Origin of the sequence: Kitasatospora sp. NPDC093558 (genome assembly GCF_040683475.1) — a bacterium.
GTDB lineage: Bacteria > Actinomycetota > Actinomycetes > Streptomycetales > Streptomycetaceae > Kitasatospora.
The window spans coordinates 1-10,229 of record NZ_JBFBDY010000219.1 but is presented as its reverse complement, the minus strand read 5'-3'; the positions used below and the strand labels follow the sequence as shown (position 1 = coordinate 10,229).

The 10,229-nt window shown below is 72.5% G+C and carries 9 protein-coding genes and 1 pseudogene; 2 read left to right on the top strand and 8 right to left on the bottom strand.

All coding sequences use genetic code 11. From position 1 onward, the window contains the following. Positions 1–905, top strand: a 905-nt coding sequence (locus tag AB0O00_RS20640; RefSeq protein ID WP_363653785.1) for a hypothetical protein, incomplete at its 5' end; no start/stop codon positions are given. A gap of 9 nt (positions 906–914) precedes the next feature. Here the strand turns inward: AB0O00_RS20640 and rlmN are convergent. From rlmN to rpsB, 6 genes are all read right to left on the bottom strand, one after another. After that, on the bottom strand, positions 915–2,054 hold the full coding sequence (gene rlmN, locus AB0O00_RS20635; protein ID WP_363653783.1) for a 23S rRNA (adenine(2503)-C(2))-methyltransferase RlmN: 1,140 nt from the start codon (positions 2,052–2,054) through the stop codon (positions 915–917). Positions 2,055–2,136: 82 nt separating this feature from the next. After that, positions 2,137–3,510, bottom strand: a complete 1,374-nt coding sequence (locus AB0O00_RS20630) for a phosphatidate cytidylyltransferase (RefSeq protein ID WP_363653781.1) — start codon at positions 3,508–3,510, stop codon at positions 2,137–2,139. 152 nt (positions 3,511–3,662) lie between these two features. Further along, complete coding sequence (gene frr, locus AB0O00_RS20625) at positions 3,663–4,220, bottom strand: ribosome recycling factor (protein WP_329929691.1); 558 nt, start codon at positions 4,218–4,220, stop codon at positions 3,663–3,665. A gap of 98 nt (positions 4,221–4,318) precedes the next feature. Continuing rightward, positions 4,319–5,083, bottom strand: coding sequence for a UMP kinase (gene pyrH, locus AB0O00_RS20620; RefSeq protein ID WP_363653778.1), 765 nt, complete (start codon positions 5,081–5,083; stop codon positions 4,319–4,321). 260 nt (positions 5,084–5,343) lie between these two features. After that, positions 5,344–6,183, bottom strand: a complete 840-nt coding sequence (gene tsf, locus AB0O00_RS20615) for a translation elongation factor Ts (RefSeq protein WP_363653777.1) — start codon at positions 6,181–6,183, stop codon at positions 5,344–5,346. Positions 6,184–6,312: 129 nt separating this feature from the next. Continuing rightward, complete coding sequence (gene rpsB / locus AB0O00_RS20610) at positions 6,313–7,155, bottom strand: 30S ribosomal protein S2 (RefSeq protein ID WP_045700214.1); 843 nt, start codon at positions 7,153–7,155, stop codon at positions 6,313–6,315. A 466-nt stretch (positions 7,156–7,621) separates the two neighbouring features. Between rpsB and AB0O00_RS20605 the strand changes: the two are divergent. Continuing rightward, positions 7,622–8,395: pseudogene (locus AB0O00_RS20605) on the top strand (peptidoglycan DD-metalloendopeptidase family protein); the annotation flags it as partial. A 123-nt stretch (positions 8,396–8,518) separates the two neighbouring features. Here the strand turns inward: AB0O00_RS20605 and AB0O00_RS20600 are convergent. Together AB0O00_RS20600 and whiG are read right to left on the bottom strand one after the other, a co-directional pair. Continuing rightward, complete coding sequence (locus AB0O00_RS20600; RefSeq protein ID WP_363653789.1) at positions 8,519–9,106, bottom strand: helix-turn-helix domain-containing protein; 588 nt, start codon at positions 9,104–9,106, stop codon at positions 8,519–8,521. A 122-nt stretch (positions 9,107–9,228) separates the two neighbouring features. Further along, complete coding sequence (gene whiG, locus AB0O00_RS20595; RefSeq protein WP_363653787.1) at positions 9,229–10,125, bottom strand: RNA polymerase sigma factor WhiG; 897 nt, start codon at positions 10,123–10,125, stop codon at positions 9,229–9,231. Positions 10,126–10,229: the final 104 nt, after the last annotated feature.

Below are 10,229 nucleotides of genomic sequence, written 5' to 3'. Positions count from 1 at the left end.
CCGGACTCACCGCCGCCGGGGCCGGCGCCGGCCGGATCCGCGCCCTGATCGCCGGCGAGGTCGCCCTCGCCTGCACCCTCGGCAGCGTGCTCACCCTGCTGGTCTTCCTGGTGCTGCGCAACGACATCGCCGGACCCTCGCTCGCCCCCGACCTCGGCATGGGCGTGCCGCTCCCGGCCGCCGCCCCGGTCACCCTGCTCGCGCTCGTGCCGATCACCGCCGGCATCGCCGCGGCCTGCTCGGTGCCCTTCGCCGAGACCCTCCCCGCCGGCGGCCGCACCACCCCCACCGGCTTCCGGCCGCTGCGGATCGCCGTGCCGATCGGCCTGGCCGTGGTCGGCCTCGCCCTCGAACTGATCGCCCTGCGCCCCGGCGCCGCCGCCGACGGCCGCCCGGTCCACCTGCCCGCCGGACTCGGCAGCACCAGCGTCGCCGCGGTCGGCGGCTGGGCCGCCAGTGCCCTCGGCCTCGCCCTGATCACCGGCCCGCTGCTCGCCTGGACCGGTCGGCTGCTCGCCCTCGGCCGGCCCACCCCGCTGCGCCTGCTGGCCGGCCGCGGACTCACCGCACAGGCCCGTCGGCTCGGCGCGCCGCTGGCCGTGCTCACCCTCGTCGTCGCGGTGGTGCTCACCACCATCCGCTACTGGATCGGAGCCCCCGGCAGCGCCGACGCCCTGCCCGCCATCGAGGCCTGCCTGGTCCTCGGCTGCGCGGCCGCGGCCGTCGCCGCCCGCCTGGCCGAGGTCCGCACCGACCGCCGGAACGTCACCGACGCGCTGCTGCGCCTCGGTGCCTCGCCCCGGCTGCTGTTCGGCGCCGTCGCCCTGCGCACGCTCGCGGTCGGCACCGCCCTACTGGTCACCGGCGGGGCGACGGCCGCGCTGGCCGCCGCCGGACTCCGGTAGTCCCTGGCCTCAGCCGGCCGCCGCGAGCTGGCCGCAGGCGCCGTCGATCTCCTGGCCACGGGTGTCGCGGACGGTCGTCGGCACGCCGTGCGACTGGAGCCGGCGGACGAACTCGCGCTCGTCCTCGGGCCGGGAGGCGGTCCACTTCGAACCCGGGGTCGGGTTCAGCGGGATCAGGTTGACGTGCACCCGGTGGTTCTTGATCAGCCGGCCGAGCAGGTCCGCCCGCCACGCCTGGTCGTTGATGTCCTTGATCAGCGCGTACTCGATGGAGACCCGGCGGCCGGACTTCTCCGCGTAGTTCCACGCCGCGTCCAGCACCTCGGCGACCTTCCACCGGGTGTTCACCGGCACCAGCTCGTCGCGCAGCTCGTCGTCCGGGGCGTGCAGCGACAGCGCGAGGCGGCAGCTGAGGCCCTCGTCGGCGAAACGGTTCATCGCCGGGACGAGGCCGACGGTGGAGACGGTGATGCCGCGCTGGGACAGGCCGAAGCCGTCCGGCGCGGGGTCGGTCAGCCGGCGGATCGCGGCCAGCACCCGGTTGTAGTTGGCGAGCGGCTCGCCCATGCCCATGAAGACGACGTTGGACAGTCGCGCCTCGCTGCCTGGGCCGCTGCCGTCCTCGGCGGACGACGCCCCGCGCGCGCCGAACTCGCCGGCCTTGAGCGCGCGCATCCCGGCGGCGATCTGCTCGACGATCTCGGCGGTGGACAGGTTGCGGGTCAGACCGGCCTGGCCGGTCGCGCAGAACGGGCAGTTCATGCCGCAGCCGGCCTGCGAGCTGATGCACATGGTGACCCGGTCGGGGTAGCGCATCAGCACCGACTCGACGAGCGTGCCGTCGAACAGCTTCCACAGCGTCTTGCGGGTCGCGTCGTCGTCGCAGGAGACGTGCCGGACCACCGACATCAGCTCGGGCAGCAGGCTCCCGGTGAGCGTCTCCCGGCTGGCGGCGGGGATGTCCGTCCAGCTCGCCGGGTCGTTCGACAGCCGGCCGAAGTAGTGGTTCGAGAGCTGCTTGGCGCGGAACGGCTGCTCGCCCAGCTCGGCGACGGCCTCCTTGCGCTCGGCGGGGCTCAGGTCGGCGAGGTGTCGCGGGGGCTTGGCGCCGCGCGGCGCGACAAAGGTGAGTTCTCCGGGCTTAGGCATGGTTGTTCCAGTGTCGCAGACGCCGGAGGGCCCCGGACGTCGGGACGTCCGGGGCCCTCTCGTGCATGCGTGCGTTCGGGCGCTAGCTGCCGACGAAGGCGGCGAGCAGCAGCCAGACCACCGGGGCGGTCGGCAGGAGCGAGTCCAGCCGGTCCATGATCCCGCCGTGGCCGGGCAGCAGTGTGCCCATGTCCTTGATGCCGAGGTCGCGCTTGATCATCGACTCGCCCAGGTCGCCCAGGGTCGCCGTGACGGCCGCGCAGCCGCCCAGGATCAGGCCCTGCCACCAGCTGCCGCCGTCGATGATCAGCTGCATCAGCAGGGCGCCGGCCAGCATCGACAAGCCGATGCCACCGGCCAGGCCCTCCCGGGTCTTGCCCGGGCTGATCGTCGGGGCCAGCTTGTTCTTCCCGAACTTGTAGCCCACCGCGTAGGCACCGGTGTCGCTGCAGATCGTGACGATCAGGAAGAGCACGATCCGCTGCGGGCCGTCGTCGGCCGCCAGCATCATCGCCACGAAGGTCGCGAGGAACGGCACGTAGAACGCGGTGAACACGCCCGCCGTTATGTCCCGCAGGTAGTTGTCCGGCGGCTCGGCCATCCGCCAGACCATCACCGCGAGGCCGGTCAGCGCGAGCGAGGCCGCGGCCCACTCGACACCAGACCAGTAGCCGGTGGCGATCATGGCGATGCCGCCCGCGACCAGCGGGACCAGCGGCGCCTTGATCTGCTTGCGCTCCGACAGCCGGCTGGTCAGCTCCCAGACGCCGACCGACACCGCGGCCATCACGACGACCAGGAACAGCGCCTTCACCACGAACAGCGAGGCGATGATCACCGCGCCGAGACCGACCCCGACCCCTATCGCGGCCTGGAGGTTACGGCCTCCGCGCTGCTTGCGGGGCTGGGGCTGCGGCTCGGGCTGGGCCACGGGCGTCTCCTGCCCTGGGTGGGACGACGGCACGAAGGGGGGCTGCCCGGCCGCCGGGTGGATCGACGCGGGCGCGGGGTACACCGGAGCCCCCGGGTACGGCGGGGCGCCGTGGCCGGGGGCCGGGGCGGCGTCATCGGTGACCGCGCGCAGCACGACGGTCTCCGACGCGCCCGGCGCCGCGGCACCGGGATGCTCGTCCCGGAACAGCGGGCCGCTGAGCCGGCCCGCCTCGCGCGCCGGGCCCGCGTCCTGGCCGGCGGCCTGATGGGCCGCCGGGTTCGCACCGGCCACCGGGCCCGCGGCCGGACCGGCGGGCACGCCGGGGCCGACGGGCGGGACCGGGTCGGCCGGGACGGGAGGCATGACCTGAGTTTCCTCCGCGTCGGGGCCCCAGTACACCGGAGGCTGCGGCGCGTGACCCGTTCGGCCGCCCTGGTCACCCGGGACGGCGCCGGGCGCACCCGGGTACGCGGCGTGGCCGTCCGGCCGGCCGGGGTGGCCCTGGGCCTGCGGCGCAGCCATGGGCTCGCCGTACCCCGGCGCCGTGGGCTCGGCGTACCCCGGCGCCGCGTGCGACGGCTGCCGGGGGGCCTGTGGCTGCGGCGCCGGGCGGTAGGGCTGGAACTGCTGGTCGGATGGGCCCCAGTAGCCAGGGGCGTCAGGGGCGTCGTTCATCAGACTTCGAGCAGCTCGGCTTCCTTGTGCTTGAGCAGCTCGTCGACCTGGGCCACGTACTTGGCCGTGGTGTCGTCGAGCTCCTTCTCGGCGCGGCGACCCTCGTCCTCGCCGACCTCGCCGTCCTTGACCAGCTTGTCGATGCCGTCCTTGGCCTTGCGGCGCACCGAGCGGATCGAGACCTTGGCGTCCTCGCCCTTGGTCCGGGCGATCTTGATGAACTCCCGGCGGCGCTCCTCCGTGAGCTCGGGCAGCACCACTCGGATGATGGAGCCGTCGTTCGACGGGTTGACGCCCAGGTCGGAGTCGCGGATGGCCTGCTCGATGGCCTTCAGCGCGGTCTTGTCGAACGGCGAGACGACCGCCATCCGGGGCTCCGGCACCGAGAACGAGGCCAGCTGGTTGATCGGGGTCACGGCGCCGTAGTACTCGGCGACGATCTTGGCGAACATCGCCGGGTGGGCACGGCCGGTGCGGATGGCCGCGAGGTCGTCCTTGGCGACGAGGACGGCCTTCTCCATCTTCTCCTCGGCCTCGAGGAGGGTCTCTTCGATCACTGTGGTCTCCCTGTCCGGTTCATCTGCTGTTGTCCCGACCGGTGTCGGCGTGGCGCCCGGTCACGGCGCCGACGCCGTCCCGTACGGCTGGTTGCTGCTCAGGCCCGGACGGAATCCTGGCTGATGAGTGTGCCGATCTTCTCACTCTTCACCGCGCGTGCGATATTGCCCTCCGCGAGCAGCTCGAAGACCAGCATCGGCAGGTCGTTGTCCTTGCACAGCGTGATGGCGGTGAGGTCGGCGACCTTGAGGTCGCGGGCGATGACCTCGGAGTACTCCAGCGCGTCGAACTTGACCGCGTCCGGGTTGGTCCGCGGGTCGGAGTCGTAGACGCCGTCCACGCCGTTCTTGCCCATCAGCAGGACGTCCGCGTGGATCTCCAGCGCGCGCTGGACGGCCGTGGTGTCGGTGGAGAAGTACGGCATGCCCATACCGGCGCCGAAGATCACCACACGGCCCTTCTCCAGGTGCCGGACGGCCCGCAGCGGCAGGTACGGCTCCGCGACCTGGCCCATCGTGATCGCGGTCTGGACCCGGGTCTCGATGCCCTCCTTGACCAGGAAGTCCTGGAGCGCGAGGCAGTTCATCACGGTGCCGAGCATGCCCATGTAGTCGGACCGGGCCCGGTCCATGCCGCGGACCTGCAGCTCCGCGCCGCGGAAGAAGTTGCCGCCGCCGATGACCACGGCGACCTCGGTGCCGGCGCGCACGACCGTGGCGATCTCCCGGGCGATCGCGTGCACGACGTCCGGGTCGACGCCGAGCCCGCCGCCACCGGCGAAGGCTTCACCGGACAGCTTCAGCAGCACCCGGCGACGCGAGCCGTCCTTGGGTTCCTGCGCGGTCTCCTGCGTCTCCTGCATGGGAGTTCTCCTTCTGCACCTACTTGGTTCACAGACGCGGGTGTGCGGATGCCCGGTCTGCGCGTACACGCGAGGAGGCCACTGCCGCGGGAACCGGTTCGGTGTCCTGCACGGCAATGGCCTCCTCGTCGTTCATGGTGCCGACGCGGCCCGCCCATGGCGGTTGGCGCTGGGGAGCCCGTTCGGCGTTCCTCCCGCCCGGGTCAGCAGGCGGGGGCGGTACCCAGCGTAAACGCGCCGGGGACCAGGGGGAACGTGGCTCAGGCGCCGACGCGGAAGCGGGCGAAGCGCTTGAGGGCGACGCCGTTCTCCTCGAGGACCTTGGCGACGGTCTTCTTGTTGTCCTTCGCGAAGGCCTGCTCCAGGACGGAGTTCTCCTTCACGAAGCCGGTGACGCGACCCTCGACGATCTTCGGCAGGGCGGCCTCGGGCTTGCCCTCCTCGCGAGCGGTGGCCTCGGCGACGCGGCGCTCGTTCTCGATCTCCTCGGCCGGGATGTCCTCGCGGGACAGGTACTTCGGCGCGAAGGCGGCGATGTGCTGCGCGACGTCCTTGGCGACCTCGGCGTTCTCCTTGTCCAGCTCGACCAGGACGCCGACGGCCGGCGGCAGGTCGGGGCTGGTCTTGTGGAGGTAGACCGCGACGAAGCCGTCACCGTCGAACTGGGCGAAGCGACGGAAGACGATCTTCTCGCCCAGGGTCGCGTTGGCCTCGTCGACGAACTGCTGGACGGTCTTGCCGGCCTCGATCTCGGAAGCCAGGGCGGCGTCCAGGTCGGCCGGGGCGGTCTTGGCCACGTGGGCGGCGATCGCGTCGGCGACCTTGACGAAGTTGTCACCCTTGGCGACGAAGTCGGTCTCGCAGTTGAGCTCGACCAGCACGCCGGACTTGGTGTCCTCGGCGATCAGCGCGGCGACGGCGCCGTTGGAGGCGTCACGGCCCTCGCGCTTGGCGACGCCCTTCTGGCCCTTGATGCGCAGGAGCTCGACGGCCTTCTCGACGTTGCCCTCGGCCTCGTCCAGGGCCTTCTTGCAGTCCATCATGCCGGCGCCGGTGAGCTCACGGAGCTTCTTGACGTCCGCGGCGGTGAAGTTCGCCATGGTGTGAATCTCTTCTCGCGTCTCGCGTGTCTGCGTGGGGAGGTGCCGGGACCGTTGGTCCGGTCCCGGCACGGGAGAGAGGGGCACCTACCGGTGTCGTACCGGCGAGTGCCCCTCACCCTTGGTACGTCAGGCCTGCTCGGCCGGAGCCTCGGCGGCCGGGGCCTCGGCGGCGGCGGGGGCCTCCTCGGCCTTCTTCTCGCCCTCGATGAGGTCCTTCTCCCAGTCGGCCAGCGGCTGGTCGGCGCCCGGCTCGGCCTTGGCGTCGCCCTTGGCGACACCGGCGCGGGCCTTGAGGCCCTCGGCCACGGCGTCGGCGATCACGCGGGTCAGCAGGGTGACGGAGCGGATCGCGTCGTCGTTGCCCGGGATCTTGTAGTCGACCTCGTCCGGGTCGCAGTTGGTGTCGAGGATGGCGACGACCGGGATGTTGAGCTTCCGGGCCTCGCCGACCGCGATGTGCTCCTTCTTGGTGTCCACGATCCACACGGCGCTGGGAACGCGCTGCATGTCGCGGATACCGCCGAGGGTCTTCTCCAGCTTGTCGTGCTCGCGCTGGAGGACCAGGAGCTCCTTCTTGGTGAGGCCGGAGCCGGCCACGTCCGAGAAGTCCAGCTCGCCGAGCTCCTTGAGGCGCTGCAGACGCTTGTAGACGGTCGAGAAGTTGGTCAGCATGCCGCCGAGCCAGCGCTGGTTCACGTAGGGCATGCCCACGCGGGTGGCCTGCTCGGCGATGGCCTCCTGGGCCTGCTTCTTCGTGCCGACGAAGAGGACGCTGCCGCCGTGGGCAACGGTCTCCTTGATGAACTCGAAGGCGCGGTCGATGTAGTTCAGCGACTGCAGGAGGTCGATGATGTAGATGCCGTTGCGCTCGGTGATGATGAAGCGCTTCATCTTCGGGTTCCAGCGGCGGGTCTGGTGACCGAAGTGGACGCCGCTCTCCAGCAGCTCCCGCATCGTGACGACGGCCATAGCCGTTCTCCTCAGGTGTTACGGCCCGGCTGCCGCGCAGGCCGCCCCGGGGCTCGCGCGGTGGCGCTCCCCGTTCGGGCGTTTGCGTGTACGGCCGGGTCAGGCTCGGTTTGTTCGTGGCAGCCAGGTGACAGCCACGCCTGACGCCCCGAACGTGCCGAGCCGCTTGAACCCGCTCGGTCGGGGACCGCGACGGGCTCGGCGGACCGAGCGGCACTCGCACCTGGCGGGGGCGGCGGCTGAGCCGCATCCGTCCACCGGTGGCGGGGCGTGCGAAGTCGACCCGGCGGACCGGGTCGCGTGTGAAGTGTACGGGAAGCGCCGAGTGGCGGGCGACTCCGCAGGTGGCGGAGGGGCTGCGAACGGGCGGCCGTGGACCTGCGCGGGCGCCGCCGGCGCGGGCCGGAGCGCGGCCGTCGTGACGTGTGTGGCGGTGGGGGGAGGTGCTTCGCGGCGGTGACTCACGATGGTGGGCGGAGGTGGTTCGCGGCGGTGGCGGAAGGCGCTTGTACACCGGATGGCGGCGTTCGTACACCCTTCCGGGGGATGCCGCTCGTCCGCGGAGGCGGTTTGTCCACAGGAATCCCGATGGGGGTGGTGTGGGCGCTTCGGGGCCGGGACGCTCGGGCGCATGACTGCTCGTGGTGGGGTTCGGGGGGTCTCGTCGGTGGCATCACTGTCGTCGGTGGGGTCTTTGTCGTCGGTGGGGTCTTTGTCGTCGGTGGCGGCCGTGGTGCTGTGCGCTGTGGTGGTGCTCGTTCTGTTGGGTGCTTCGGGCGCGCGTGCTTCCGGCTTTGCCGGTCCTCCTGCGGTGTCGGGGCTGTCGGCTCCGAGCGGTTCAGGGGACGGGACCGGTACCGGGCCGGCGCGCGGTCGGGCCTGGCCGGTGGGCGGGCCCGGCGGCGTGCTCGGGCGGTTCGTGGCGCCGGCCAAACCGTGGTCCGCCGGACACCGGGGCGTGGACCTGGCCGCCTCGGCCGGGGCGGAGATCAGGGCTGCGGCTCCGGGAGTGGTCACGTTCTCCGGGCTGGTCGCGGGGCGCCCGGTGGTGACGGTGACACACCCCGGCTCGGGGGCCCCAGCCCTGCGGACCACCTACCTCCCGGTCACCGGCACCGCGCCCGTGGGCAGCACGGTCGGCGCCGGGCAGGTGATCGGACGGCTCTCCCCGCTTGCCGCCGAGGGACACCACTGTGCGGGGAGGGCCTGCCTGCACTGGGGTCTGCTGCGTGGCGACCGCTACCTCGACCCGCTCGCCCTGTTCGGCGCGGGCGCGGCGCGGCTGCTGCCGATGGGCGCCCCGGCTCCGCCGGAGCGACCGGGACTGCCAAGGCAACCGGGGCTACCGGGGCCGACCCCCGGTTCAGCCGCGGGCGAGGCCGTGCAGGGCCATCGCGACGGCGGCGTCGGCGATCTGCTCGGGGCTCTCGGCCATGCCACCGGGCATGGCTCCGGCCGCCGCCAGTTGCTCGCCGTGGCGGACGGCCGCCTCGACGATCCCCTGGAGCAGCGCCGCGGTGAGCCGCGGCTGGGTGTGGCCCAGCTCTTCCAGCGCCTGGGTGACCAGGCCGACCAGCTTCCCGTGCGCCGCCCGGATCCGCTCGCGCGCGGCCTCGTCGAGTTCCAGCGCCGAGATCGCCACGACCGCCCGGTGGCGCGGATCGGCGGCGAGCACCAGCTGGCCCCGGACGTACGCCTCGATGCGGCCGGCCGCGGTGTCGCAGCTCTCCATCCCGGCCTCGATCTCGGCCGCCCAGAGCGGGAAGTCCACCTCGCACAGCGCCTCGACCACCGCGGCGCGCGAGCGGAAGTACTCGTAGACCGAGGAGCGCGCCAGCCCGGTCCGCGCCGCGAGGGCGGGGAAGGTCAGCGCCTCCATGCCCCCCTCGGTGAGCAGGACGCGGGCAGCGTCGAGGAGGGCTGCCCGCTGCAGCTGGCGATGCTCGGCCACCGTGGCCGCTCGGATCTTCGGCACGCTCCCACTGTACGGAGCCCTACACGCGGCCGATACGCCGCCGCGCAAACCTCGGCATGCCCGGCCGGTATCGGGCGCCCGCCGGCCGCTGACGAGCGCTACCGGATGTCCGACAGCTTGGCGCGCAGCTGGAGGACGGACTTGGTGTGGATCTGGCTCACCCGGCTCTCCGTCACCCCGAGGACCTGCCCGATCTCGGCGAGGGTCAGGCCCTCGTAGTAGTAGAGCGTCACCACGGTCTTCTCGCGTTCCGGGAGCGTGTTGACCGCCTGGGCCAGCAGCCTGCGCAGCTCCCGGTCCTCGGCGACCTCGACCGGGTTGTCGGCGCCGTGGTCCTCCAGAGTGTCCATCAGGCTCAGCCGGTCGCCGCCCTCCCCCACGGGGTGCAGCAGTTCGTCGAGCGCCACGACGTTGGCGAGGGACAACTGGCTGAAGATGGCGTGCAGGTCCTCGATCGCGATGCCCATCTCCGCCGCGACCTCGGGCTCGTGCGGGGTCCGACGCAGCCGAGCCTCCAGCGTCGCGTACGTCCGCTCGACCGCTTTGGCCTTCTGCCGCACCGAGCGCGGGATCCAGTCCAGCGCCCTCAGTTCGTCGATGATCGCGCCGCGGATGCGGCTGATCGCGTAGGTCTCGAATTTGATGGCGCGGTCGATGTCGAACTTCTCGATCGCGTCGATCAGCCCGAAGACCCCGGAGGAGACGAAGTCGGCCTGCTCGACGTTGGAGGGCAGACCGACCCCGACCCGGCCCGCCACGTACTTGACGAGTGGTGAGTAGTGCAGGATCAGCTGTTCCCGGAGCCGCTGGTCACCGCTCTCCTTGTAGGCGCGCCAGAGTTCCTCCAGCGCGCTGCGCCCGGCGCTCGCGGACTCCGGTCCCCGGCGGGGCGAAGGCGCCGTCGGGTTCGGGGCCGACAGTGGGGCCGGAACCGGTGGCTGGGCCTGCCACGTTGACCCAGGCGTTGGCCCGGGCGGAGGCGCGGGCGGCGGCACCGCCTCGGGCGCCTCCGTGGCGACGCTCGCCCCAGCCGGACCGTCGGCGGGTGCCGCGATCAGCGCGCCCGCACCGGCCACGACGTCGCCGCCCCCGGTGCCAG